General features: G+C 44.6%; 33 protein-coding genes and 1 pseudogene. 28 read left to right on the forward strand and 6 right to left on the reverse strand.

Features of this window, described 5'->3' with window-relative positions:
- Position 1 precedes the first annotated feature (1 nt).
- The 17 genes from NBH03_RS02400 (at position 2) to NBH03_RS02480 (ending at position 11989) form a co-directional block, all read left to right on the forward strand.
- Positions 2-1300 (forward strand): LysM peptidoglycan-binding domain-containing protein, encoded by a 1299-nt coding sequence (locus NBH03_RS02400; RefSeq protein WP_250796715.1) that lies wholly within the window; start codon positions 2-4, stop codon positions 1298-1300.
- The gene (locus NBH03_RS02405) at positions 1300-1650 is read left to right on the forward strand and encodes a hypothetical protein (RefSeq protein ID WP_055285873.1); all 351 of its coding nucleotides are present in this window, start codon (positions 1300-1302) and stop codon (positions 1648-1650) included. The genes NBH03_RS02400 and NBH03_RS02405 overlap by 1 nt, the downstream gene beginning before the upstream one ends.
- A gap of 3 nt (positions 1651-1653) precedes the next feature.
- Positions 1654-2055 (forward strand): phage tail protein, encoded by a 402-nt coding sequence (locus NBH03_RS02410; protein WP_250796720.1) that lies wholly within the window; start codon positions 1654-1656, stop codon positions 2053-2055.
- A gap of 6 nt (positions 2056-2061) precedes the next feature.
- Positions 2062-2391 (forward strand): hypothetical protein, encoded by a 330-nt coding sequence (locus tag NBH03_RS02415; RefSeq protein WP_055285869.1) that lies wholly within the window; start codon positions 2062-2064, stop codon positions 2389-2391.
- Entirely contained in the window at positions 2384-3526 is a 1143-nt protein-coding gene (locus tag NBH03_RS02420; RefSeq protein WP_250796724.1) for a baseplate assembly protein, read from the forward strand. The genes NBH03_RS02415 and NBH03_RS02420 overlap by 8 nt, the downstream gene beginning before the upstream one ends.
- Complete coding sequence (locus tag NBH03_RS02425) at positions 3519-4520, forward strand: phage tail protein I (RefSeq protein WP_250796725.1); 1002 nt, start codon at positions 3519-3521, stop codon at positions 4518-4520. The genes NBH03_RS02420 and NBH03_RS02425 overlap by 8 nt, the downstream gene beginning before the upstream one ends.
- 15 nt (positions 4521-4535) lie before the next feature.
- Entirely contained in the window at positions 4536-4847 is a 312-nt protein-coding gene (locus NBH03_RS02430; protein WP_250796731.1) for a hypothetical protein, read from the forward strand.
- A 3-nt stretch (positions 4848-4850) separates the two neighbouring features.
- Positions 4851-5345, forward strand: a complete 495-nt coding sequence (locus tag NBH03_RS02435; protein WP_055285860.1) for a hypothetical protein — start codon at positions 4851-4853, stop codon at positions 5343-5345.
- Positions 5345-5527, forward strand: a complete 183-nt coding sequence (locus NBH03_RS02440; RefSeq protein WP_055285858.1) for a hypothetical protein — start codon at positions 5345-5347, stop codon at positions 5525-5527. The genes NBH03_RS02435 and NBH03_RS02440 overlap by 1 nt, the downstream gene beginning before the upstream one ends.
- Positions 5517-5870: a hypothetical protein gene (locus tag NBH03_RS02445; RefSeq protein ID WP_117469253.1), complete on the forward strand. Its 354-nt coding sequence runs from the start codon at positions 5517-5519 to the stop codon at positions 5868-5870. Before NBH03_RS02440 ends, NBH03_RS02445 begins: the two co-directional genes overlap by 11 nt.
- Before the next feature lie 6 nt (positions 5871-5876).
- Complete coding sequence (locus NBH03_RS02450) at positions 5877-6929, forward strand: hypothetical protein (RefSeq protein WP_250796733.1); 1053 nt, start codon at positions 5877-5879, stop codon at positions 6927-6929.
- Between the two features lie 81 nt (positions 6930-7010).
- A complete protein-coding gene (locus NBH03_RS02455) occupies positions 7011-7457 on the forward strand; it encodes a four helix bundle protein (RefSeq protein WP_117471701.1) in 447 nt (148 codons plus the stop codon).
- Positions 7458-7898: 441 nt separating this feature from the next.
- Positions 7899-9113: a reverse transcriptase/maturase family protein gene (locus tag NBH03_RS02460; protein ID WP_250796735.1), complete on the forward strand. Its 1215-nt coding sequence runs from the start codon at positions 7899-7901 to the stop codon at positions 9111-9113.
- Complete coding sequence (locus NBH03_RS02465) at positions 9091-9543, forward strand: hypothetical protein (protein WP_250796736.1); 453 nt, start codon at positions 9091-9093, stop codon at positions 9541-9543. Before NBH03_RS02460 ends, NBH03_RS02465 begins: the two co-directional genes overlap by 23 nt.
- Positions 9544-9561: 18 nt before the next feature.
- Positions 9562-9945 (forward strand): hypothetical protein, encoded by a 384-nt coding sequence (locus tag NBH03_RS02470; RefSeq protein WP_069431176.1) that lies wholly within the window; start codon positions 9562-9564, stop codon positions 9943-9945.
- An 18-nt stretch (positions 9946-9963) separates the two neighbouring features.
- Positions 9964-11382: a phage tail tip lysozyme gene (locus NBH03_RS02475; protein ID WP_250796745.1), complete on the forward strand. Its 1419-nt coding sequence runs from the start codon at positions 9964-9966 to the stop codon at positions 11380-11382.
- A 19-nt stretch (positions 11383-11401) separates the two neighbouring features.
- The gene (locus tag NBH03_RS02480; protein WP_250796751.1) at positions 11402-11989 is read left to right on the forward strand and encodes a phage holin, LLH family; all 588 of its coding nucleotides are present in this window, start codon (positions 11402-11404) and stop codon (positions 11987-11989) included.
- Between the two features lie 103 nt (positions 11990-12092).
- On the opposite strand, the gene NBH03_RS02485 is transcribed toward NBH03_RS02480, so the two are convergent.
- From NBH03_RS02485 to NBH03_RS02505, 5 genes are all read right to left on the reverse strand, one after another.
- Positions 12093-12410, reverse strand: a complete 318-nt coding sequence (locus tag NBH03_RS02485) for a hypothetical protein (RefSeq protein WP_250796753.1) — start codon at positions 12408-12410, stop codon at positions 12093-12095.
- 41 nt (positions 12411-12451) lie between these two features.
- Entirely contained in the window at positions 12452-12736 is a 285-nt protein-coding gene (locus tag NBH03_RS02490; RefSeq protein WP_250796754.1) for a hypothetical protein, read from the reverse strand.
- A 28-nt stretch (positions 12737-12764) separates the two neighbouring features.
- Positions 12765-12989 (reverse strand): hypothetical protein, encoded by a 225-nt coding sequence (locus NBH03_RS02495; RefSeq protein WP_117471706.1) that lies wholly within the window; start codon positions 12987-12989, stop codon positions 12765-12767.
- 138 nt (positions 12990-13127) lie between these two features.
- Positions 13128-13361: a hypothetical protein gene (locus NBH03_RS02500; protein WP_154268339.1), complete on the reverse strand. Its 234-nt coding sequence runs from the start codon at positions 13359-13361 to the stop codon at positions 13128-13130.
- A 49-nt stretch (positions 13362-13410) separates the two neighbouring features.
- Positions 13411-13707 (reverse strand): hypothetical protein, encoded by a 297-nt coding sequence (locus NBH03_RS02505; protein ID WP_154268338.1) that lies wholly within the window; start codon positions 13705-13707, stop codon positions 13411-13413.
- Positions 13708-13882: 175 nt separating this feature from the next.
- Here NBH03_RS02505 and NBH03_RS02510 point away from each other — a divergent pair, with 175 nt between their 5' ends.
- The 8 genes and pseudogenes from NBH03_RS02510 to NBH03_RS02545 all read left to right on the forward strand — a co-directional run bounded on the left by NBH03_RS02510 (position 13883) and on the right by NBH03_RS02545 (position 18817).
- Entirely contained in the window at positions 13883-14125 is a 243-nt protein-coding gene (locus tag NBH03_RS02510; RefSeq protein WP_117471709.1) for a hypothetical protein, read from the forward strand.
- Positions 14110-14295, forward strand: a complete 186-nt coding sequence (locus NBH03_RS02515) for a hypothetical protein (protein ID WP_118087463.1) — start codon at positions 14110-14112, stop codon at positions 14293-14295. Before NBH03_RS02510 ends, NBH03_RS02515 begins: the two co-directional genes overlap by 16 nt.
- Entirely contained in the window at positions 14285-14560 is a 276-nt protein-coding gene (locus NBH03_RS02520; protein ID WP_117471710.1) for a hypothetical protein, read from the forward strand. The genes NBH03_RS02515 and NBH03_RS02520 overlap by 11 nt, the downstream gene beginning before the upstream one ends.
- A 262-nt stretch (positions 14561-14822) precedes the next feature.
- A complete protein-coding gene (locus NBH03_RS02525; RefSeq protein ID WP_250796757.1) occupies positions 14823-15116 on the forward strand; it encodes a hypothetical protein in 294 nt (97 codons plus the stop codon).
- A 50-nt stretch (positions 15117-15166) separates the two neighbouring features.
- Positions 15167-15349 (forward strand): hypothetical protein, encoded by a 183-nt coding sequence (locus NBH03_RS02530; protein ID WP_117469266.1) that lies wholly within the window; start codon positions 15167-15169, stop codon positions 15347-15349.
- A 95-nt stretch (positions 15350-15444) separates the two neighbouring features.
- Positions 15445-15696: pseudogene (locus tag NBH03_RS02535) on the forward strand (ABC transporter ATP-binding protein); the annotation flags it as partial.
- Positions 15693-17759: an ABC transporter permease gene (locus tag NBH03_RS02540; protein WP_250796759.1), complete on the forward strand. Its 2067-nt coding sequence runs from the start codon at positions 15693-15695 to the stop codon at positions 17757-17759. The pseudogene NBH03_RS02535 and the gene NBH03_RS02540, both read left to right, overlap by 4 nt.
- 140 nt (positions 17760-17899) lie before the next feature.
- Complete coding sequence (locus NBH03_RS02545) at positions 17900-18817, forward strand: hypothetical protein (RefSeq protein ID WP_250796761.1); 918 nt, start codon at positions 17900-17902, stop codon at positions 18815-18817.
- Positions 18818-18947: 130 nt separating this feature from the next.
- Here NBH03_RS02545 and NBH03_RS02550 read toward each other — a convergent pair whose 3' ends face one another.
- Complete coding sequence (locus NBH03_RS02550) at positions 18948-20180, reverse strand: argininosuccinate synthase (RefSeq protein ID WP_015514551.1); 1233 nt, start codon at positions 20178-20180, stop codon at positions 18948-18950.
- A 285-nt stretch (positions 20181-20465) separates the two neighbouring features.
- Between NBH03_RS02550 and argC the strand changes: the two genes are divergently transcribed.
- Genes argC through argJ form a run of 3 tightly spaced genes read left to right on the forward strand, consistent with a single transcriptional unit; the run spans position 20466 to position 23224 of the window.
- Entirely contained in the window at positions 20466-21506 is a 1041-nt protein-coding gene (gene argC, locus NBH03_RS02555; RefSeq protein ID WP_250796762.1) for an N-acetyl-gamma-glutamyl-phosphate reductase, read from the forward strand.
- A gap of 23 nt (positions 21507-21529) precedes the next feature.
- Positions 21530-21985, forward strand: coding sequence for a GNAT family N-acetyltransferase (locus NBH03_RS02560; protein ID WP_015514549.1), 456 nt, complete (start codon positions 21530-21532; stop codon positions 21983-21985).
- Positions 21986-22000: 15 nt separating this feature from the next.
- On the forward strand, positions 22001-23224 hold the full coding sequence (argJ, locus tag NBH03_RS02565; protein WP_250796765.1) for a bifunctional glutamate N-acetyltransferase/amino-acid acetyltransferase ArgJ: 1224 nt from the start codon (positions 22001-22003) through the stop codon (positions 23222-23224).

Consider the following 23224-nt stretch of genomic DNA (forward strand, 5'->3'; position numbering starts at 1 on the left):
AATGAGCGCAAAAGACATGGCACGCCGGGTGGAATTGCGGTTGAAATTTCAAAACGTAAAAGTCCCGGCAAATATAAATAAATATTTAAGCAGCCTTACTTTCACTGATGAAGACGAAGACAACGCAGACGATTTGCAGCTTGCGTTTGATGATAGAGAAAGAAAGTGGCTGGGAAGCTGGCTGGAAGTAAAGCCGACTTTCATTAAGACCACAACGACGGTGCAAAAGCAGGTTGAAGCTGCAAGCGTTGTCAATTATGTGGTCAAAAAAGGTGATACGCTTTGGGCTATTGCCAAAAAGTATCTGGGAAGCGGTACAAAATACCCGCAGATTGCTTCTGAAAACAATATTAAAAACCCTAACTTAATATATCCGGGGCAGGTTTTCAAAATCACAACGGGCGGTACAGCAACACAGACGGTCACAGAAACGAAAGAAACAACAAAGAAAGTGTCTGACCCTAAATTGATAACAGCAACGATTGTCCAGAAGAACTGGCACGATAACGGCAAAGACGCCGTGCTGGACTGTGGGACATTTGAACTGGACAGCGTAGACGCCAGCGGACCGCCAACAAAAATCACACTAAAGGGCACGTCAATTCCTTATACTTCCAAAATGAGAGTAGAAAGAAAATCAAAGGCGTGGGAAAACACCAATTTGAAAGTGATTGCGGAGCAGATAGCGTCCGAAAGCAACTTGAAACTGATGTACATTGCGGACAATATACCAAAGTACAAAAGAAAAGAGCAGGTACAGACGTCGGACATTGTGTTTTTACAGAAATTATGTAAAGCGGCAGGGCTTGCGCTGAAAGTAACCACAATGAATGTGGTTATCTATGACGCCGCAGAGTATGACAGCAAGCCACCTATAAAAACCATAAAATATGGCAGCGGTGATTATATTTCATACAAGCTGGGAACCAGCCTGCATGATACAGCATACACCAGCTGCCATGTTTCGTATACGGACCCGGACAGTAAAGAAACGATTGAAAGCACATACACGGCAGACAGCACAGAGGGAACCGGGCAAACACTTGAAGTCAACGAAAAGGTCAGAAGCACAAATGAAGCATACGAACTGGCAAAAAAACGGCTACGTGAAAAGAACACACAGCAGTTTACAGCAAGTTTCACAATGCTTGGTGATGTGCAGCTGGTGGCAGGTGCCACAGTCAAATTAAAAGGCTTTCAGAAGTTCGACAGAAAGTACAAGATTACCAAAGCGACCCACAAATTGACGGGAGGATATACAACACAGATTGAATTACAACAGGTATTGGAGGGCTACTAATGGCAGATATGACAGAGTTAAAAAACATAGTGCGGCTTGGCACCGTGCAGAGCGTGAACGCCAGCAAAATGACAGCCCGTGTGAAGTTCAAGGACAAAGGCGGTATCACTTCCGGTGATTTAAGGATTATAAAACGCCCTGTGTACGTTGTGCCAGCAATGGAAAGCGGCGCAGAGGGACAGACGGCAAAAACAACGCTGAAATATGACTACAACGGGCAAATGTTAAAGGAAGTAAGCCACAGCCATGAAGCATTTGTGACAGAGTGGACGCCGGGCGTTAATGATATGGTGCTTTGCATAATGGTTCCAGATGGCGACGGGGACGGCTTCATAATAGGGGAGGTGTAGAGCATGGCAAAAATAGGAAGTCTGGGAAGTCTGGTTTTTTCAGTTTCAGAAAATACCGTGCGCACCTTTGATGAATTAAGCTGGAAAGTGTCTGCAAAGTACGCAACGCATGACAGACACATTAAGCGTGACGTATTGGAGTTTTTGGGACCGGAACCCGGAACAATCAGTTTCAAAATGGCGTTCAGTGTATTTCACGGAACAAACCCACTGAATGAAATTAAGAAATTAAACAAAATGTGTAATAAGGGCAATATTTCAACACTGGTTTTAGGCGGCAAGAAATACGGTTCCTATAAGTGGGTGATAACAGGCATTAGCAGCACATTGAAACGCTATGACAACAAAGGCAACTGCTGGGCTGCAACAGCAGACGTGACATTGAAAGAATATCCAAAGAGGTGATAAAGCATGGACGTGATAAGGGGCGACGGGTCACTATTGACAGAAATTGACCTTGCACCAGCAAATGACCATCAAGCAGTCATACAAAATATTGCGGTTATTCTGGACACGGTGCAGGGTTCCTGCCCTATGTTCCGTGATTTTGGATTGCCCGGCAGCCTATACGGAAGACCGCAGCCAGTAGTTGAAAATATACTGGTGGGCTATCTGTACGACCAGATAGAAGAATTTGAACCACGGGCGCAGGTTGCAGACATTACATTTGAACACGACGCAGCCACAGGGCGCACAATACCTATTATTTATTTGGAGGAGGTGGAAACAGACAATGAGTGACAGAAAATACCCAGACATTGACTTTGTGGAAACCGACACAGAAACGATAGAAAGCAATCTAATTGCGCTGTATGAAAATATGGTGCAGCAGGTGCCGGGGCGTGAACGCTACAAGGTGTACCCGGCGTCACCGGAAAGACTTTTTATTGCATGGGTTGCAAATATCATTGTGCAACAGCGTGTCATTATCAATGAAACAGCAAAAAAGAACGTGCCACGCTATGCGGACGGTGAATACTTGGACAGCTTGGCAGAATTATTCAAGGACTTGGAAAGACTGCCAGCAAGTCCGGCGTCTGCAATGTTCCGCTTTTATATTTCAGAAGCACAGAAACAATCAGTGATTATTCCTGCGGGCACCAGAATTTCTTTTGATGGTGCTATCTTATTTGAAACAAAAGAAAATCTGGAAATAAAAGCCGGGCAGACATACGGGGACGTTGAGGGAATTTGCACAACAGCGGGCGACGTTGGAAACAATCTGGCAGCAGGGCAGGTCAAAGAACTGGTTGACCTATACGACTACTACCAGAAAGCAGAGAATATCACGGCAACCAGCGGCGGCGCAGAAGAAGAGGACGACGCCAGTTATTATGAGCGTATGCGTGAGAGTATGGAGAGTTTCAGCACGGCGGGTCCTATTAACGGGTACATATACTGGACAAAGAGCGTATCACCAGCCGTGGCAGACGTGGCAGTGACAAGCCCGGAACCTTGCGTTGTAGACGTCCGGGTGCTTTTACAGAATGGACAGCAGGCAACGTCCGGGGTGCTGAAAGAGATTGAAGACGCCTTGAACGCTTCCGACATTAGACCACTGACCGACAAAGTGACGGTATCTGCACCGGAAACGGTAGCATTTGACATTGACGTGACCTTTTATATTCCACAGCCAGACGCAGCCAGCGCCACAGTCATTGCGGCGGCAGCAACACAGGCAGTGGAAGAGTACGTGACATGGCAGACAAGCAAAATGGGGCGGGATATTAACCCGTCATACCTAACAGCAAAGCTGATGGAAGCAGGCGTGAAACGTGTTGAAGTCAGAAAGCCAGTATTCACGGTTGTTGATGATATAAAGGTTGCAAAGCTGGGAAACAAAAGCGTTCTGAATGGAGGTATTGAAAATGTCTAAAACAATTTACAATGCCGATTATTCAGAGTGCCTGCCGGAAGCGCTAAAGAAAGACCCCAAAATGGTTGCACTGGCAAACGCCACGGCAGCAGCACTGCTGGACGCTTCCGGGATAATTGACAATGTGCTGATATATTCCAGATTTGATGAATTGCCAGAAGAACTGGTGGACATTTTGGCATACGACCTACACGTTGACTGGTACGACTACAATTACCCACTGGAAGCAAAACGGGATTTAGTGAAAAACAGTGTCAAGGTTCATAAGAAAATGGGCACAAAATATGCCATTGAAACAGCGCTGGGCAGCTTATTTCCAGAAAGTGAAGTGGAAGAGTGGTTCCAGTATGAGGGAGAACCCGGACACTTTCATATTGTGCTTGATGTGACCAACCAGAGAATAACGGCAGACTACGCAGCTATTATCCGGGCAGTGAAAATGTATAAAAGATTATCTGCACACATGGACGAATTGACCTATCAAGGACAGGTCCACGGCGTCATATACACCCACGGGGAGTATTTCAGATATAAAACACCGCTGACCGGAAGACTTAACACCGGAACATACCCACAGAGAAACACAAAAGCCGGGATAGGCGCTGCAACCTATATTGTGGGAACGGAAGCAGCAGGCTTCATATTCACGGCACCAGCAGCAGGCACAAAGCCATACAGAAACACGGTATTTTCACAGCAGGCGGCGCATATCGACGCAGACACGGCGTTGAATACGTTTGGCTATACAAATACACCAGCAGGACGGATAAAAGCCGGAGAACAGCCACAGAGGAACACCAGAGGGCAGACAAGCGGTGCCACGGTCACGGCAAGTGACAGAATGGAAGCACACCGCTTCACAGTCCCGGCAGCAGGAACCGTCCCGGAAAGAAGCACGGTGCAGCAGACACAGGGCGGCGCCGTGGGGACAAGCACGCAGGCAATGGGGTTTTCATACGGCGTCAAGCCGTGCGGAAGCCGCAGAAAGCTATAAAGGAGGTGAAAAGCCATGTTGACAACAGACGCAATCAATGATTTCAAAGATTTCATTGACAATATCATTGCCTATGCAAAAGTAACCGTCAACGGCGTTTCTGAAAAAAAGGTGATACACCGCCGGGAACGTCTGAAAGACGGCAGGGTTGCTGTATATGTACAGATTACCCCGCAGGTAAGCAGAAAAGCCACAGTGCAGAGGGTGCAGCTTTACAACAAAAACAATAAGTTGTGGGCTGACAAGGCGGTAAATATTCCGCTTAACAATGTACAAGAGGGCGTTTTGTACCGATTTACTTTTGATTTTACAGAAAAGGAGGTGTAACAGATGTACGAACAGAAGTTATGGCAAGACCATGTAACAGAGTTTGAAGACCGCTACACGGAAAGCAGAAATGATGATGGAACTATCACGCACACACCAGTTGAGGGGGAAATCATTCAGCAAGGAACACCGCAGAACGCAACCAACTTCAACCACATGGAAAACGGTATTTCCAATGCAACGGAAACGGCAGCACTTATGGCACTTTCCACAATCCACCACCAGCAGGCAATAGCTGACTTGCAGGGAGAAACAGCAACGGTGACTTTGAAGAATACGCAGCAGTACCCGTTCAACAATTCCACGCAGTCAGTTGCGCTGAAGACTGAAAGAAACCACATGGACTACACCGTGGAAACAGAAATTGTGGACTACACGGGCGGTTTTCCGGGCGACATTGTTATTACAGACAAGTTGCTGAATGGTTTTAAAATGGCACACACCGGAAGCGCAAAAAGCGTGACCGTAAAAATTTATGTGAAAGGTGGGTTTTACTAATGGCAGCAGGTGTGATTATTAAGACAGAGGAACGCAGACAGCACGAAGAAGCCGTTATGCGTTCTTTTGGCGTGCAGGGCAGCGGGACGGCAGCACAGAGAGAAGCAGCGGAAGTTATCGCAGCCAGAAGCAGCGAGGTAGTAAGAAACCAGAATGGAGGTAGAAAGTATTATGGCTACTAATAAAATCAATGTAGTTGAGAAGACACCGGGCACGCATATTGAATATGCACTGTCCGGCAGTAAAAAAATCACGTTTGGTGATGATGAATTAACAATCAATCTTGCCAGCCGTGAAAGAGATTTTGAAGTGTCACTGGACATTTGCATTGACGAAGAAGACGGCGTGGTGATTGGCACCGGAGGACGTGCGCAGAAGTACGCTGCGCAGATTGTTATTCCTGCCAGACGCTATGATGTTATCGAAGACGGAGAGGACGAAAACGGAGAACCGAAAGAAGTTCCAATGCCTATCCCGTTTGATATGTCACTTTGCACGCTTATTCTTTGGGGATTGGAGGTATAAAGAATTATGTCTAATTTTGATGATTTAGCAATGGCGGTTGCTTCCTTTGGGGGCAACAATGCAGTAAAGTTTGATGATTTGGGTATGCCGTCAATTATGGTGGGTATTCCAAAAATGAAGTATTCCGACATTATCACCGGAGGAACACAGGAAACATTGCCGTGGTGGATTGTGGACGGAGTAGAAAAAGAAGTTATCTGGGTATCAAAGTATATTAACGTGGTAGTCAATGACCGTGCATATTCACTGCCAATGAAAGACCCTAAAGCATACATTGACTTTGACACAGCACTTGCAGTGTGCCGCAGAAAGGGTGAGGGCTGGCACCTTAACCAGAACGGCGTATTTGCTGCAATCAACCTTTGGTGTATGAAAAACGGCTTCACACCCCGTGGAAACACAAACTGGGACAGAAGCTATGAAAAGGGATATGAAAAGGGTATCAACACATACATTGACGGTTCACACGGCGGCGGCAGAACCGCAACTGGTTCTGGTCCGGTAACTTGGAACCATGACGGCAGCCCGGCTGGAATTGCCGACCTTTGCGGCAACTGCTGGGAGTGGGTATCTGGTATGCGCATTGTAGATGGTGAAATTCAGATTATCCCATACGGAAACGCCATGAAGTCTGACTGCAACATGGGTGCAAAAAGTACAGAGTGGAAAGCAATTAAGCCGGACGGCACACTTGTAGCACCGGGAACGGTTGGAACATTAAAGATTGACAGAACCAGTGCGAGTGACGCAACACTGCGTATCAACACAAGTGTCACAACACAGACGACGGACAGCAACGACACAAGCGTACCATTCAAAGATACAAAGGCAGTAAGCGGCGTAACCGTTCCGCAGATTTTGATTGCGTCCGGTTTATATCCAGACGCAGGACAGACAACGCCGGGCAGATTTTGGGCAAGAAATAACGGCGAAAGATTGCCTCTCCGGGGTTCGAGTTTCCTCAACACTTCCTACGGTGGCGCTGGTGCGCTGGACTTGGGCAACGCCCGTTCTAGCGTCTACGGCAGTGTTTCGTTCCGTTCCGCTTTATATGAATAACTGGAAACTGGGAACTGATACACTGCGGGGCTTACGGCAGTAAGCCCCATACTACAAAATAAAACAAAGGTGGTTTAAGAAATGCCGGAAAATAAAACAGAAGAAAGACCGCCACAGCTGGACAATGTGCGAGATAACGCCACACAGGAAGACTTCAAAATGAAAAACAAAGTATGGGAAATGCTGGAATACGCAGGACCACAGCTTGAAGAATTTCCCAGAGCGAAAAGGGGACTTGCACAGAAAATAGATGGAACAATGCTGGATATTTTGGAATTGGTCATAATGCTTGAAAATAAGCATTACAAAAAGACAACGCTTGGAGAACTGGACACAAAAGTTGACGTGTTGCGGCATTTAATAAGGCTTGCAGCAAGCACAAAGTATACCAGAAGCGCAAAACCATGTCTGCCAATGAAGAAATACGAAATGATGGCAAGATACATCAATGAAATAGGCTGCATGGTGGGCGGCTATTATAAATCACTAAACGGCAGCACTTCCGGGAATGGGAGTGCTGCAAAATAAGACTGGTAAAAGGCAGGGTAACACCTGCTTTTTATATTATGGGAATAAGCCGTTAATAGAGGACTTGCCGTGCCTATCCGGGGTTCGAGTTTCAACAACACTTCCAACGGTGGCGCTGGTGCGCTGAACTTGAACAACGCCCGTTCTAACGTCAACAACAATGTTTCGTTCCGTTCCGCTTCACCCCATTTCTGCCAGTAGGCGTGCCCATACGTGGACACGTCCAGTGCGTCTGGGTTAAAGGGGTTTATTTCCATTCCAAAGGCTGCCAGCCGGGAGCCGTAGGAAAAAGATTGAATAGCCGTAAAGATAGTTAGTAAGCCACAGGGCTGAAAGTCAGAGCCGGAAAGACTGGCACTGAATGTATATATCACGTTTGGGTTGCGGAAGAACCGCAATTTGATTTGTACGGCAGATTTTAACAACAGGAGGGAAAAGAAATTGCACAAAATCAAAAACATTTTCCCTATGATTTACGACTTTGAAAATCTTTTCAATGCGTACAAAGCCGGGATAAAGTGCAAGAGGTACAGACCAGATGTGATGGCGTACACGGATAAGCTGGAAGAGAACTTGATTGAATTACAGAATGAATTTATCTGGCAGACCTACACCGTGGGGCGCTACAACATATTTTATGTTTATGAGCCGAAAAAGCGCATGATTATGTCACTAACTTTCAAAGACCGGGTGGCGCAGCACGCTATATATAGCCAGCTGAACCCGTATTTTGAAAAGCAGTTCATTTCTGACAGCTACGCTTGCAGAGTAGGCAGGGGAACACACAAAGCAGTCAACCGCCTGCATGATTGGTTGAAGCAGACTGACCGGAAGCCGCAGCGTTTCTATTATTTGAAACTGGATATTGCAAAGTATTTTTACCGGATAGACCATGAAGTATTGATGGATATTTTGCGGAAGAAGATTGCTGATGAAGATTTGTTGCACGTCTTGTCAGTAATAATAAACTGCGAAGACACAAACTTTGGTCTGCCGCTGGGTGCCGACATTGGCGACGTGGCGTTTGATGAATTGCTGGGAGAAGTTGGGCTGCCTATTGGCAATCTGACTTCACAAATGTTTGCAAATTTGTACTTAAATGAACTTGACCAGTTCTGCAAACACAAACTGCACCTGCATTATTATATACGCTATATGGACGACATTATTATTTTACACCCAGACAAAAAGTATCTGGAAAAGATAAAGAATAAGATTGCGGACTTTCTGGGAAGCAAGCTGCATTTGCAACTTAACAAGAAAACCTGCATAAGACCAACCAGCATGGGTATTGAGTTTGTAGGGTTCCGCATTTGGTCAACACACATAAAATTGCGCAAGAAGACGGCAAAGAAGCTGAAACGTAGATTGAAATATATGTTTGCAGCATATCACGCCGGAGAGATTGACAAAGATACACTGGATAGGTCCGTTGCTTCATACCGGGGCATATTGCAGCACTTCAACAGTTACGGTATGCGCCAGAACCTAAACGAACTGTACTTGCAAGAAATGGGCAAGCCATATCCAGAACCGGAGAAGAAGCCAGCCAACAAATGCGGTCTATTCTGCGGATATTACGGCAGCACTGATGATTATATCAAGCAGCCAGAAGAAAAGGAGGTGACGGACAGTGGAAGCAATACAGACGCTTAACCCAGCGGACGTCTGGGACATGGTGCAAAAAGCTATTGTATGGCTTGCGGGGATTGGGATTGTTATTGACTTAACGCCGGGAATTAAAATACAGCCCGTTCGCTGGTTGATTAAACAGCTGGGAAATCTTATGAACCACGACTTGAAAGAGCAGCTGAACCAGCTTGAAAATGACTTTATAGAACACAAGGTTGATAGCTGGCGCACGGAGATACTATCATTCCAGAGCAGTTGCATAAACCATGAACGCCATACAAAAGAAGAGTTTGACCATGTTATTGATACATTGGCGAAGTATGACAAGTATATTAAGGACCACAAGTTGACAAACGGACAAGTTGACGTTGCGCATGAGTACATAGTGGATATTTACAAAGAATGTATGCGCACAAACGACTTTGCTTTGACAAAGCCGGAAGAAAAACCATAGGAGGTACAAAACAGCAACATGAAAAGTTTAATATTTTTTATCATTGGATTTGCACTGGCATTAGCAGTGCTTTTTTTATGGAATTTACAGTATTTCAGACAGCGCAGGAAGAAGAGAAAAGAAGAGTTGCAGGAACACCCGGAAAGAAAGACCAGCGCAACAAAAATCATTATCTTTTCAATTCTGGCGACTTACTACATAGCATTTGCCGTGGGCGTGTGGGTGGTAGTCACAAAGGATTTTTACCAGTTATCAGTCCTTTTGACGTTCGTTGGCGGGGTAACTGCTGCCGCAGTAGCGTTCTATTGCTGGAAAGCAAAGGCAGAAAACCTGCTGAAAATCAAAGCTGCATACCCGGAGTTGTCCGGCACGCTGTCTGACTTTTCAAGTATGACGCAGTAGCGCCGGGAGGTATAAGACATGGGACTAATAGGAAAAACAACGCCAGAAAAGATTTGGAATTTTTTGAAATCAAAAGGGCTGTCCAGTTGTGGGGCAGCCGGATTGATGGGGAACTTATATGCAGAAAGCGGGCTAAACCCGCAGAACTTGCAAAACAGCTATGAAAAGAAGCTGGGGCATACTGACGCAAGCTACACAGCAGCCGTGGACAACGGCAGCTATGGAAACTTTGCAAGGGACGGCGCAGGCTATGGGCTGGCGCAGTGGACATACCACACCAGAAAAGCCGCTTTGCTGGAATATGCAAAAGCCGCCGGGAAGTCTATTGGCGACCTTGAAACACAGCTGGGGTTCCTTATGAAAGAATTGACAGAGGGCTACAAAGCCACACTGTCAGTATTAAAGAGCGCACAGACCGTCATTGCTGCTTCAAATGCAGTGCTGACACAGTTTGAGCGCCCGGCAGACCAGAGCGACACGGTGAAGACAAAGCGTGCAGGATATGGGCAGAAATACTATGACCAGTACGCAGCCGGAGCCGTTAGCAATAAAAAGAATGGAGGTACAAGCAATATGAATGTATCAGAAGTAAGAAAGAAATTTGCAGCAAGGGCGGCAGCGTATGTGGGAGTGAAAGAGGGTACAGCAGCACACCACGCAATCATTGACGCCTACAACAACCACAAGCCGTTAGCGCAGGGGTACAAAGTGACATACCGTGACGCATGGTGTGCAACCTTTGGTTCAAAGATTGCTATTGAAGCGGGCTACACAGATATTATCCCTACGGAGTGCAGCTGTGACCGTCAGATTAAGTTGTGGCAGCAGATGGGGCGCTGGTGCGAGAATGACGCAAAGGTGCCGGAACCGGGCGACTATATCTATTATGACTGGGACGACAACGGCGCTGGTGACTGCACAGGCAGTTCAGACCATGTGGGCGTTGTAGAAAGCTGCAACGGTAACACTATCACAGTTGTTGAGGGCAACAAGTCCAATGCCGTTGGAAGAAGAACACTGGAAGTCAACGGGCGTTATATCAGAGGTTATGGCGTGCCGGACTTCTCAAAGAAAGCAACCAGCGAACCTGCAAAGCCTGCGGCACCTGCAAAGCCTGCACAGGGAACAGCCGGGGAACAGGTATACACCGTGCAGAGAGGTGACACACTTTCTGGCATTGCTGCAAAGTATGGCACCACATACCAGAAGTTAGCAAGCTACAACGGAATTGCAAACCCTAACGTCATTAGCGTTGGGCAGAAAATCAAAATTCCGGGAAGCGGCGTGCGTACATACACCGTGAAGAGTGGTGACAGCCTTTGGGCAATCGCAGCAAAGCAGCTGGGCGACGGTTCCAGATACAATGAAATTAAGACCATGAACGGTCTTACAAGTAACACCATTTACGCTGGGCAGACATTGAAGCTGCCTGCATAATCAACAGGAGGAAAAGACAATGGATAATGTAATTTATGCAGCCGTATATTTTGCCGTAACACTGGGGGCGTTCTTAATTGGAAAGTACGTTTGCCCAAACATTCCAAAGACCGTCACAGACAAGTTGGGCGAACTGTCAGAGTGGGCAGCAAAGTTTGTGGAATGGGCAAAAGAGTTCAAAAAGGATAAGACCGGGGAAGAGAAGATGGCGGCAGTTGTGGAGCAGTTGAAGAAGATTGCTGATGAAGCCGGGCTGAATGTCACAGAAGACCAGCTGAAAGCCATTGCACAGACGGCATACAATGCCATGAAAGCCGGAGAGAAAGAAAGCAGCACCGCAGAACCGCTGGAAGCACTCACAGCCACACCAGCTGCAACGGTAGTGATTAACACCACGGCACCAGTGACAACAACAGAGAAAGTGGCTATTGCCACAGACAATGTGCCGGAGGGTGCCACGGAAACCAACGCAGACGGCACAGTGAACCTTTACGACGCAGCCGGGAACATTACCGGGAGCGTGACAAAGGAAGAAGCAGAGAAGATGGCAGCAGAAGTCACAAAGATTGTTGACGAAGAGGGAAACACACTGGCAGACCCTAAATAATGCCGCTGACGCTTTGCAGAATAAGCCAGAATGGGAAGAAAAGACCGTAAGTGGATAAATACACCACTTGCGGTCTTTTTACGTTTACGGGGCAAATACGACGTTATATCGGTTTATATGTGTAATCAATGCCGTTTTCAACAGCTTTGATACTGTCTATCTGGTCTTTATAGCAGCCACGGGCAGCAATCACACGGGCTTTGCTGGCAGCTGCATTTTCACTTCCTGCATTAACATTCAGCCAATCAATGCGCACACCGTCATTGTCCACAATGGAGATTTGAAAAGACTTGTGAGGTATGCGCTTCACAGAGCCTTTGCCGTTGCACTGGTAGCAAGGACCAGTCATGCCGGATTTATAAATGAATTTACCGGAACCATTGCACTTGCTGCAAATAACAATATCTGTTTTCATAGTCATTCACCATTCTTTCTGGGCGGCAGCAATGCCGCCCGGTTGCATTATACTTCTTTTGCTTGCAATTCGTCCCATGTATGCTGGGCAAGTTCTGCCATAGCCTGCGGCGTTCCTTTCACGAACATTGCGAAAAGGAAAGTCAAGAACTGGCTTTTTGTGTCCTGCCATTCTTCCACTGTCATATCTGGGTTTTCTTCCAGCTTCATTTTCAGAAGCCGTTCTGTTATTTCCTGCCCAAAAGGAGTGTTAAGCACTTTGCGTTCTGCCTGCGTTATCTTTTCCACAAATTCATCAAAGCTTCCAGCTATCATCATTTTTGCTTCCATCATTCATTCCACCTTTCTTTCTGGCTGGCTGCTATGCAATAGCAACCAGTCTTTCTGCACCCATTTTTCTTTCACGGACAACGCCATCTTGATTGCTTTTCAGAAGACAAGTGATTGTCTTTCCGGTCTTGCTTGGGATAAGGTCAACCACGGTGCTTGTATATCCGTAGTTCCACATGATAACGTCCCCGGTCTTTAATTCTTTTACTGCCTTTGCTTCCTGCTTGTTATATATTCCTTGAAGTTTTACTGTCATTGCTTTGCCCTCCGTGTTCTGTATTTCTTTAACTGTCTTTATTATATACTTACGGAAGTATAAAAGCAATAGACACAATGCACAAACTTACGGAAGTATAATTGTATAATATGTATACTTCCGTAAGATAAAAGCATTTTACATTGTACCGATAAAATCAGAACTGGTAAGCGCCCAGAACTGGGCTGCGTGTATAGTTGGAAACTTTGGTATTTCCCATGTGATACTGTCATACACAATCTTGTATATGCCGCCTTTGTTTACTGTCAGATAGTATTTATCAGTATCACTTTTCCGGTCTGCCGGGTGCGTGTCCTGCACCATGAATGAAAGCCCGTTCTTTCTGAAACGTCTATTATAAGATTTTCCCATATATTATCACCATTCTTTCTGGGCGGCAGCAGCGCCGCCCGTGCAGTTATTAGTCAAGGCAACATTCCATTGAAATTGGATATTGCGCTTTTAATTTTTCAAAAGCCGCCTTTGTGACCCGGTAGCTGCGCCAGTTTTCAATTTTCTTCTGGCAACCATCAATCCAGTGGGCTTCAATTTCAGTAATGCCCCTGCCTTTTAATTCAAGCGGGGTATCAACAAAATAATGTTTGCCATAATATGAAAGGCTGGCTTCCATCTTAACTTCTGGCTTGCGCTGCCCCATTTCCGGGGTGTAGCAGTGCAGCCCATTTATTCTATCTTCCATGTAAATGATTTTTCCCATATCGTTTGACCTCCGTGTGTTTGATTTCCTTAACTGTCTTTATTATATACTTACGGAAGTATAAAAGCAATCGGCAAAATATACAAATATACTTCCGTAAGATTGTATAAAATGTATACTTCCGTAAGAAAACAAAGTGTGATATACTGATTAAAAACCACAGGAGGTGCAGAAAATGCCAGATACAACAGAAAAGAAGACCATACCGAGAGGACCAGCAGCCACGGCAGCAAAGAACAAATACCGTGACAATAATTATGACCGCATGGAACTTGCGGTGCCAAAGGGCATGAAAGCCCGCATAAAAGAGATTGCAAAAGAACAGGGCTATTCATCACAGAATAACTACGTTGTAGAAGCGGTAAAAGAGAAGTACCAGCGGGACACCGGGGAGGAATTAACGTGGCAGAAAGAGTAAAAGAACAGGAATTTGAAGAGGGCTTTCTGCATGGCTGGGACGGTTCGGAATGTATATATTATACAGACGAAAAGTGCTTATATTACAATGACGCAGAAGCGCCGTGCCACCATTGCCACCACTACACAAGGAAGACACAACAGAAAGGGGGAATAGTCTATGGAATATAGAATGAAAGATATTATGGAACCACCAAAGACATTGGAGGAGCAGAAGAAAGAAGCCAGAGAAGCGGCAATGGCAGCAGGAGCAGAGGTGCTGGGCGAAGAATGGAAGCCGGGAACACTGGAAAACGTGAAAAGACAGGTTGAAAACGCCTACACAGATTTAAAAGGGTGTGGACTATACAAAGAAGAAAAGCATTTCAGAAATGGAATGGACCTCATGTATAATAATGTGATTGACATTATAAATTCAGAACTGGGGAGGAAGTAGCGTGGAAGAAAAGCGGTGCTGCATAATTCATAATTACTATGTATGCCCGGTATGCAAAACGGGGTACTGCAAACCGTTTGGAGAGGTGAAAACAAGACCAATACAGAAATGCAGGAAGTGCAATAAAACTGTTAGAATGACAATAAATGGAAAATAATTAAAAACTATTGACAATATACTTCCGTAAGTATATAATAAAGGCAGTTAAAGCAATAGTGCTTAACGCAAAAAGTCAATACAATTCAATACGGAGGAAATCAAAATGGCAGAAATGACAAAGAAAGCATTAAACAAAATCAAGGCAGCAGCGTTCACAGAATTTAAGCAGGGTTTTTCAGAGGAAGAATTTAGAAACCTGTTCGCAGGCGGCAAGAACGTAGTGACAGCGTGGAGAATTACAGAGGGAACAAAAAGCAAGATTGTGATTACACAGTATGACACGCAGATTAACACGAACACTTTACAGCAGGACGGCTTCACAGAAGCAGTAACAGCAGAAAAGCTGTTCTATGCTGACCGCCAGACAAAGACACTGGAATTTGTAGGCAGAATGTAAAAAGACATTCCCGGCAGGTGGTAGGCTTGCCGGGAGGAATGGGGCATTGAATGATAAACAAAGAAGCGGCGGCAGAATTTGCAAATAAAAACTGCGTGCGGTCAAATTGCTTCATGTGCAGAGAGGGTGACAAGTACGAAACATACAGAAAATGTCCGTTTTTGCCGTTGAAGCTGATTGCAAGAGAAAGAACGGTCACGGAAGAAGACGTGCCAGACAATATGGGAGAATAACAAAACCCCGGCAGGCAGCAGGCTTGCTGGGGTTCGTTGCAGAGGGGTACACAGTCAGTGTGTAGCCTTTTTATATTTGTACTAACTTAACACTGCCCACAGGAGCATTGGATTCCAAGTCCTCGGATGAGTTGCTGGATCTTTTCTCAGCAATCAATCAGGATAAACAGACCATCGTCATGGTAACACATTCTGTCAAAGCGGCCAGTCATGCGGGCAGAGTTTTATTTATCAAAGACGGTGAGGTTTTTCATCAGATTTATAAGGGACATCATACACGTCAGGAATTGTATCAAAAGATTTCCGATACGCTGACTCTTCTTACGACAGGCGGTGATCGGGCATGAGAAAATCTTTTTATCCGAAAATGGCCTGGTCAGGCATCAGCCATAACAAAAAACTTTATATTCCCTATTTTTTTACATGTATTGCCATGGTCATGATGTTTTATATTATTGACGCACTGAGTGTTAGTAGTGTTCTGGTCCGGATCCGGGGCGGAGAAACAATGCAGAGCATGCTGAATTTTGGGAAATGGATCATCGGTCTATTTACATTGATTTTCCTTTTGTATACAAATTCGTTTTTAAATAAACGGCGAAGCAGAGAATATGGTTTGTACAATGTCCTTGGTATGGATAAACGCAATCTGGCACATATTCATTTCTGGGAAACGGCCATTATTGCAGGTATTTCCCTTGTAGCGGGGCTTATATTCGGGATTGTTTTTTCAAAACTTGCAGAATTGTGGATGGTGAATATTCTGAATGGTCAGACGGATTTCAAGCTGAGAATTGAAGGTTCAGCCATCAGAGAAACTATTCTGGTTTTTCTTGTTATTTTTATTCTGATTCTGTTGAGTGCTTTAAGAAAAATGACCATGGCCAGTCCAATGGAATTGCTGAGAAGCGAACATACCGGTGAAAAACCGCCGAAGGGCAATTGGTTACTGGCGTTGGTTGGTGTTGTGGTGCTTGCCATTGCTTATGGTCTGGCGGTAACAATAGAAGACCCGGTTGTGGCTTTGGCATGGTTTTTTGCTGCGGTTATTCTTGTTATCGTAGCAACGTATCTGCTTTTTATTGCCGGATCAGTAACCCTTTGCCGGATTTTGCAGAAGAATAAAGGTTTTTATTATAGGAAACAACACTTTATATCTATTGCCTCAATGAGTTATCGCATGAAGCGAAATGGTGCCGGTCTGGCTTCCATCTGTGTACTGAGCACTATGGTGCTGGTGATGCTTTCATCAACCATCTGTCTTTATGCCGGAGTAGAGAACATTATGCGTGAGCGTTATCCGAGAGACCTGTCCTATGAGGTTCATGTCAGTGCGCCAAAATATCTGAATGAAAAAAGTGAGGCTAATTGGCGTCAGCTGATGGAGGAGACGCTTCATGAAAGCCATCTGACAGCTTCCGATGTTCTGGAATATACATCCGCTTTTTTTTATGGGAAACTTGAAGGTCATAATTTCAGAATGAAAGATGAGTTGATTGATATGGAAACGAATGAATCAACAGCTTTCGATGTCGATGAAGTTTATGTGGCGCCGCTCAGCGTATATAATCGTGTGACCGGAGAAAAAGAGACACTTAATGCGGGTGAAGCGCTTGTTGCTGTGTATGGCGGCTCTTATGAAAATAATACAGACATATTATCCATTCACAATGACATTCAGTTGAATGTAAAAAAGGTGATTTCAAATTTTAAGGCGATTCATATGGATGGTTCAGTATCAACGAAGGTTTACTATATTTTTGTGCCGGATTTTGATGAGGTGGCAGAAAAACTGGCTCAGTACAATCTGGCTCGGTATATGACAGAAAATATGGAAAACGTCTACTTTAAATGCTATTACGGCTGCAATTTAGACGGCAGTGATGATGCACAGATGGCTGCAGAGGGTGTGTTAAATAATAAATTTGCCGCCCTTGATGCATCACAGCAGGAAGGTATTAATTATGTCCGTTGTGAAAGCTATGCCTTTAATAAAGAGAGCTTTTACGGTACATTTGGCGGATTGCTGGTACTTGGCATTCTGCTCGGAATTGTTTTTGTCTTTGCGGCTATACTGATTATGTATTACAAACAGGTGACGGAGGGGTATGAGGATCAGTCAGGATTCGTTGTTATGCAGAAAGTCGGCATGACGAAGAAAGATATCCGGCAGAGTATTAATTCACAGATATTGATTGTTTTCTTTGCACCGCTTTTGCTGGCAGGTTTGCATTTGCTATTTGCTTTTCCGATGATTTCTAAATTGCTGTTGTTATTTGGGCTGAATCGGACACAGTTTCTGGCAATGGTGGCACTGGGATGCTATCTGATGTTTGCAGTGTTCTATATTATCGTTTACAAAATGACATCCGGAGTTTATTATCGGATTGTAAGTGTCAATAACAAGTAAATTTGGTGGCGTGTGTTCTGTTTTGGACACACGCTTGTTACTTGGCAGATGGTTCATTTCATGTTATCATAAAGAAAGTAAATATCTATGAAGCTATGGTTGTTATGTCTATTGCGAAAGCGTAACAGTATTGAGAAAATATGAGTAAAGATAAGACAAAAAGAAACACAGCTTATTTTCACCTCCCTGGGCTGTTTGAATTTTATGAATTGTATTGTATTTTTCTGTCCTTATTCCATGAGCACAGAGAATACTTTTATGACTGGTGTGAGATTGGCTCTATCTACGGAGCACCATCGGATTGCATCTGGGGCGGCGGCCGTGTGGAAGATGAAACCTGTGATCCGAGTGATGCTTTAGCCCTTATGCAGAAATATGGCATCTCGGCAAGGCTTACTTTCAGTAATTCCTTGCTGGGAAAAGAGCATCTTTCAGATAAAAGATGTAATACTTTATGTGCATTGTTTTCAGAGAGCAGCCGTGTACAAAATGGCGTGATCATTCATTCGGATCTGCTGCTGGATCACCTGAAAGAGAATTACCCGAAATTATACTTCATTTCTTCTACAACAAAAGTGCTGACGGATTTTGAGGCATTCCGGCATGAGGTGGAGCGCGATGATTTTCGCTATGTTGTGCCAGATTTTCGTTTAAATAAACAGATGGATCAGCTGGATACATTGACACAGATACAGAAAGATAAAGTGGAGTTTTTGTGCAATGAATGCTGCTGGTTTGGATGCAGGGACAGAAAAGCATGTTATGAAGCGGTGAGCCGCAAGAATCTGGGTGAAAATTGTTTAGAACATCATTGCATAGCACCGGAGTCCGGACAAGGCTATCGTTTTTCAAAGGCAATGAAAAATCCGGGATTTATCGATATTTTTGATATACAAAATGTCTATATGCCGATGGGTTTTTCCAATTTTAAGATAGAAGGCCGGGGCTTGGGCAGTGCGCTGGTTCTGGAATTTCTTCTGTACTATATGACAAAGCCGGAATATCAGATTAATGTTAGAGAAGCCATTTATCTGGATAATATGCTGGATCTATTTTAATAGCACGCTATTGATAATTTAATAATAGCGTGCTATTATTTTGAATAAAAACATCCCTGAAACATTTGGCGATGCGCCTGTTTCAGGGATGTTTTATTTCCTTCTGCCATCAGATATTACTGAGACATTTTTATTTATCAGCGTTTTTGTTGGCTACTTCAGCCATTTTCATTGCACGTACTTTTAATGGCAGACCGAACAGTGTGATGAATCCATCTGCATCGTGGTGGTCATAGAGGTCACCTGTTGTGAAAGATGCAAGAGATTCGCTGTACAGTGAATATGGGGAAGTAGTACCGGCTTTGATGATATTGCCTTTGTAAAGTTTGAATTTAACTTCACCTGTCACATATTCCTGAGTGGATTCAACAAATGCCTGAATTGCTTCACGTAATGGTGTGAACCATTTGCCTTCGTAGCATACCTGAGCCAGTTTGTTGCCCATTTCTTTCTTAACTTCTGCAGTTGCACGGTCAAGAACCAGTTCTTCCAGCTGCTGATGTGCTTCCATAAGAATTGTACCACCCGGTGTTTCATAAACACCACGGGATTTCATACCTACAACACGGTTTTCAACAATATCAACGATACCGATACCATGCTTGCCGCCAAGTTCATTCAGTGTACGGATGATATCAGCCACTTTCATTTCTTTGCCGTTGACAGAAGTAGGAACACCCTTTTCAAATGTCATTGTGACATATTCCGGTTTGTCAGGTGCTTTTTCCGGTGGAGTTGTGAGCACAAGTACATGATTGTAGTTTGGCTCAAGAGATGGATCTTCCAGTTCAAGGCCTTCATGGCTGATGTGCCATAAGTTACGGTCACGGCTGTAGCTGCTGTCTGCAGAGAATGGAAGGTCGATGCCGTGTGCTTTACAGAAATCGATTTCATCCTGACGGGACTGCATTTTCCATACATCTGTCATACGCCATGGAGCGATAATCTTGATGTCAGGAGCCAGTGCTTTGATACCAAGTTCGAAACGAATCTGGTCATTACCTTTACCTGTTGCACCATGACAGATCGCAACAGCATTTTCTTTTCTTGCAATTTCAACAAGCTTCTTGGCGATGCCAGGACGAGCCATGGAAGTACCAAGTAAATATTTGTTCTCATAAATTGCATTGGCCTGAACACAAGGAACGATATAGTCTTCACAGAATTCATCAACGATATCTTCGATGTATAATTTGGAAGCGCCGCTCATCTTGGCTCTTTCTTCAAGACCGTTTAATTCTTCGCCCTGACCAACATTGATACAGCAGCAGATAACTTCATAATCAAATGTTTCCTTTAACCATGGGATAATGGCTGTAGTGTCAAGACCGCCTGAATATGCTAAAACAACTTTCTCTTTCATTTGTAAAATCCTCCTATATAAAAAACATGTTCATTCATTTGTGATGATGTGTTCGCTAAAGTGTATATTTCTTGCGAGCACTCAATTAATATACACCAGAAGTATGAATAATGCAATAGTTTTTTAGCAAAAAGTGTATTTTTATTAATTTTGCATGCATAATTATGAATATTTTTTTGATTTTTGTACTTTACTTAATTGAAGATATGTATTAATATAGATAGGTGTTGAACGAAAAATGAAAAAACTGCCTTTTAGCGGTTTAAAATAAAGGAGTTATGAAAAATGATTAAAGCAGGAATTATCGGTTCCACCGGTTATGCCGGTCAGGAACTGGTTCGTCTTCTGATGCAGCATCCGGATGTTGAGATTGTCTGGTATGGCTCAAGAAGTTATATTGATCAGCAGTATGCAGATGTTTTCCAGAATATGTTTCAGATTGTAGATGCCAAGTGCATGGATGACAACATGGATGCACTGGCAGATGCGGCAGATGTTATCTTTACAGCAACACCACAGGGCTTATGTGCCTCTCTTGTGAATGAGGATGTTTTAAATAAAGTGAAGATTATTGACCTCAGCGCAGATTTCCGTATTAAAGATGTAGAAGTTTATGAGAAATGGTACGGCATTAAACACAAGAGTCCTTCCTATATTAAAGAGTCTGTATACGGACTCTGTGAGATCAATCGTGAAGACATCAAGGGTGCAAGACTGATCGCCAATCCGGGATGTTATACAACATGTTCTATTTTGACATGCTATCCACTAGTAAAGGAAGGCCTCATTGACCCGAATACCATTATCGTTGATGCCAAGTCCGGTACATCCGGTGCAGGCCGCGGTGCCAAGACGGCTAATCTTTTCTGTGAAGTGAATGAGAATATGAAGGCATATGGCGTCGCAACACACAGACATACACCTGAGATTGAAGAACAGCTCGGTTATGCAGCCGGTTATCCGATCACCATCAACTTTACACCGCATCTTGTACCGATGAACAGAGGTATTCTGGCTACAGCGTATGCTTCTTTGAAAGAGGGCGTGACAGAAGAGCAGATCAGAGCGGCTTATGACAAATATTATGCCAATGAGAAGTTTGTCCGTGTACTGAAACCGGGTGTATGTCCTGAGACACGCTGGGTAGAAGGCAGCAATTATGTGGATGTCAACTTCAAAGTGGACCTGAGAACACACCGTGTCATTATGATGGGTGCCATCGACAACCTTGTCAAAGGCGCAGCCGGACAGGCAGTTCAGAACATGAACCTTGCCTTTGGCCTGGATGAGAGTACAGGTCTGAACCTTGTGCCTATGTTCCCATAAGAAAATGAAGGTAGAATATTAGAATGAATGATATTATAATAAGAACAATGACGATTGATGACTATGATCGTGTGGCGGCGCTCTGGGCCGGTATCAAGGGCTTTGGTATCCGAAGCATTGACGATTCCAGAGAGGGCATTGAGCGATTTCTTCGCAGAAATCCCAACACCAGTGTGGTGGCGGAGATGGATGGCAAGCTTGTGGGTTCCATTCTCTGCGGACATGATGGCCGTCAGGGCTGTTTGTATCATGTTTGTGTGGATGCTTCATACAGACAGCATGGCATTGGGCGTAAGCTTGTAGCCAAAGCGATTGAAGCATTGAAGGCAGAGCAGATCAATAAAGTCTATCTGATTGCATTTACAAGAAACGAGGGCGGTAATGCCTTTTGGAAAAAGGTCGGCTGGCAGTGTCAGGATGATCGGAATTATTATGATCTGAACCTGAACGAGGCCAACATGACTGTGTTTAATGAATAAAAGAGGTGGCAGGAAATGGAATATATTGAAGGCGGCGTGACAGCAGCAAAAGGATTTAAGGCTTCCAGTGCAGCTGCAGGCATCAAATACCAGGGGCGTACAGATATGGCCATGATCTACAGTGATGTACCATGTGTGGCTGCAGGCACTTTTACAACCAACATTGTAAAGGCTGCTCCGGTGAAATGGGACAGACAGGTTGTATATGAATCCGAATATGCGCAGGCAGTCATTTGCAACAGTGGTATTGCCAATGCCTGTACAGGTGTGCAGGGAATAGCTTACTGCGAAGCAACAGCAGCGAAGGCTGCGGAAGTCCTTGGTATTCAGAAAGATGCTGTATTGGTGGCATCCACAGGTGTTATCGGTATGCAGCTGAAAATGGACAGAATTGAAGCAGGGATTGATATGCTGGCACCTGCTCTTGACGGCAGTATCGACGCCGGTCATCTGGCAGCAAAAGCCATTATGACCACAGATACTGTTCCGAAGGAAGTCGCTGTGACGTTTGAGATTGGCGGTAAGAAAGTGACCATGGGCGGCATGTGCAAAGGCTCTGGAATGATTCATCCGAATATGTGTACCATGCTTGGTTTTATTACAACAGATGCCAACATTTCCAAAGCACTGCTTCAGGAAGCACTCAGCGAAGATATCAAGGATACTTACAATATGGTTTCTGTTGATGGCGATACATCTACTAATGATACGGTGCTGCTTTTGGCGAATGGTCAGGCAGGCAATCCTTTGATCGATACAAAGAATGAAGATTACAAAGCTTTCTGTGAAGCACTTCATGCGGTGAATGCATGTCTCTGCAGAAAGATTGCAGGAGACGGCGAGGGTGCATCTGCACTCTTTGAAGTGAAGATCATCGGTGCTGAAACAAAGGAACAGGCAGTAATTTTGAGCAAGTCTGTTGTGACATCCAGTCTTGTTAAAACAGCTATCTGCGGCCATGATGCCAATTGGGGCCGTATTCTGTGCGCAATGGGTTATTCAGGCGCACAGTTTGATCCTGAAAAAGTGGATCTGTTCTTTGAAAGTGCAGCCGGCAAGATTCAGATCATGAAAGACGGCGTGGCTGCGGATTACAGTGAAGAAGAAGCAACAAAGATTCTTTCCGAGCCTGAGGTAACTGCGATTGCAGATATCAAGATGGGCAATCAGGAAGCTATAGCCTGGGGCTGCGATCTGACGTATGATTATATTAAGATTAATGCGGATTACCGTTCATAA

This window comes from Coprococcus intestinalis, assembly GCF_023656595.1.
Lineage (GTDB): Bacteria > Bacillota > Clostridia > Lachnospirales > Lachnospiraceae > Coprococcus_A > Coprococcus_A intestinihominis.

Excerpts from the sequence above, each read along its gene's own strand:
- NBH03_RS02530 (WP_117469266.1), top strand. The coding sequence starts at position 15,167 with ATGATAAACAAAGAAGCGGCGGCAGAATTTGCAAATAAAAACTGCGTG.
- argC (WP_250796762.1), top strand. The coding sequence starts at position 20,466 with ATGATTAAAGCAGGAATTATCGGTTCCACCGGTTATGCCGGTCAGGAA.
- NBH03_RS02505 (WP_154268338.1), bottom strand. The coding sequence starts at position 13,707 with ATGGGAAAAATCATTTACATGGAAGATAGAATAAATGGGCTGCACTGC.
- NBH03_RS02545 (WP_250796761.1), top strand. The coding sequence starts at position 17,900 with ATGAGTAAAGATAAGACAAAAAGAAACACAGCTTATTTTCACCTCCCT.
- NBH03_RS02400 (WP_250796715.1), top strand. The coding sequence starts at position 2 with ATGAGCGCAAAAGACATGGCACGCCGGGTGGAATTGCGGTTGAAATTT.
- NBH03_RS02525 (WP_250796757.1), top strand. The coding sequence starts at position 14,823 with ATGGCAGAAATGACAAAGAAAGCATTAAACAAAATCAAGGCAGCAGCG.
- NBH03_RS02540 (WP_250796759.1), top strand. The coding sequence starts at position 15,693 with ATGAGAAAATCTTTTTATCCGAAAATGGCCTGGTCAGGCATCAGCCAT.
- NBH03_RS02440 (WP_055285858.1), top strand. The coding sequence starts at position 5,345 with ATGGCAGCAGGTGTGATTATTAAGACAGAGGAACGCAGACAGCACGAA.
- NBH03_RS02450 (WP_250796733.1), top strand. The coding sequence starts at position 5,877 with ATGTCTAATTTTGATGATTTAGCAATGGCGGTTGCTTCCTTTGGGGGC.
- NBH03_RS02560 (WP_015514549.1), top strand. The coding sequence starts at position 21,530 with ATGAATGATATTATAATAAGAACAATGACGATTGATGACTATGATCGT.
- NBH03_RS02480 (WP_250796751.1), top strand. The coding sequence starts at position 11,402 with ATGGATAATGTAATTTATGCAGCCGTATATTTTGCCGTAACACTGGGG.
- NBH03_RS02415 (WP_055285869.1), top strand. The coding sequence starts at position 2,062 with ATGGACGTGATAAGGGGCGACGGGTCACTATTGACAGAAATTGACCTT.
- NBH03_RS02430 (WP_250796731.1), top strand. The coding sequence starts at position 4,536 with ATGTTGACAACAGACGCAATCAATGATTTCAAAGATTTCATTGACAAT.
- NBH03_RS02485 (WP_250796753.1), bottom strand. The coding sequence starts at position 12,410 with ATGACTATGAAAACAGATATTGTTATTTGCAGCAAGTGCAATGGTTCC.
- NBH03_RS02420 (WP_250796724.1), top strand. The coding sequence starts at position 2,384 with ATGAGTGACAGAAAATACCCAGACATTGACTTTGTGGAAACCGACACA.
- NBH03_RS02490 (WP_250796754.1), bottom strand. The coding sequence starts at position 12,736 with ATGATGGAAGCAAAAATGATGATAGCTGGAAGCTTTGATGAATTTGTG.
- NBH03_RS02520 (WP_117471710.1), top strand. The coding sequence starts at position 14,285 with ATGGAATATAGAATGAAAGATATTATGGAACCACCAAAGACATTGGAG.
- NBH03_RS02475 (WP_250796745.1), top strand. The coding sequence starts at position 9,964 with ATGGGACTAATAGGAAAAACAACGCCAGAAAAGATTTGGAATTTTTTG.
- NBH03_RS02425 (WP_250796725.1), top strand. The coding sequence starts at position 3,519 with ATGTCTAAAACAATTTACAATGCCGATTATTCAGAGTGCCTGCCGGAA.
- NBH03_RS02510 (WP_117471709.1), top strand. The coding sequence starts at position 13,883 with ATGCCAGATACAACAGAAAAGAAGACCATACCGAGAGGACCAGCAGCC.
- NBH03_RS02405 (WP_055285873.1), top strand. The coding sequence starts at position 1,300 with ATGGCAGATATGACAGAGTTAAAAAACATAGTGCGGCTTGGCACCGTG.
- argJ (WP_250796765.1), top strand. The coding sequence starts at position 22,001 with ATGGAATATATTGAAGGCGGCGTGACAGCAGCAAAAGGATTTAAGGCT.
- NBH03_RS02500 (WP_154268339.1), bottom strand. The coding sequence starts at position 13,361 with ATGGGAAAATCTTATAATAGACGTTTCAGAAAGAACGGGCTTTCATTC.
- NBH03_RS02410 (WP_250796720.1), top strand. The coding sequence starts at position 1,654 with ATGGCAAAAATAGGAAGTCTGGGAAGTCTGGTTTTTTCAGTTTCAGAA.
- NBH03_RS02445 (WP_117469253.1), top strand. The coding sequence starts at position 5,517 with ATGGCTACTAATAAAATCAATGTAGTTGAGAAGACACCGGGCACGCAT.
- NBH03_RS02470 (WP_069431176.1), top strand. The coding sequence starts at position 9,562 with ATGAAAAGTTTAATATTTTTTATCATTGGATTTGCACTGGCATTAGCA.
- NBH03_RS02435 (WP_055285860.1), top strand. The coding sequence starts at position 4,851 with ATGTACGAACAGAAGTTATGGCAAGACCATGTAACAGAGTTTGAAGAC.
- NBH03_RS02495 (WP_117471706.1), bottom strand. The coding sequence starts at position 12,989 with ATGACAGTAAAACTTCAAGGAATATATAACAAGCAGGAAGCAAAGGCA.
- NBH03_RS02455 (WP_117471701.1), top strand. The coding sequence starts at position 7,011 with ATGCCGGAAAATAAAACAGAAGAAAGACCGCCACAGCTGGACAATGTG.
- NBH03_RS02550 (WP_015514551.1), bottom strand. The coding sequence starts at position 20,180 with ATGAAAGAGAAAGTTGTTTTAGCATATTCAGGCGGTCTTGACACTACA.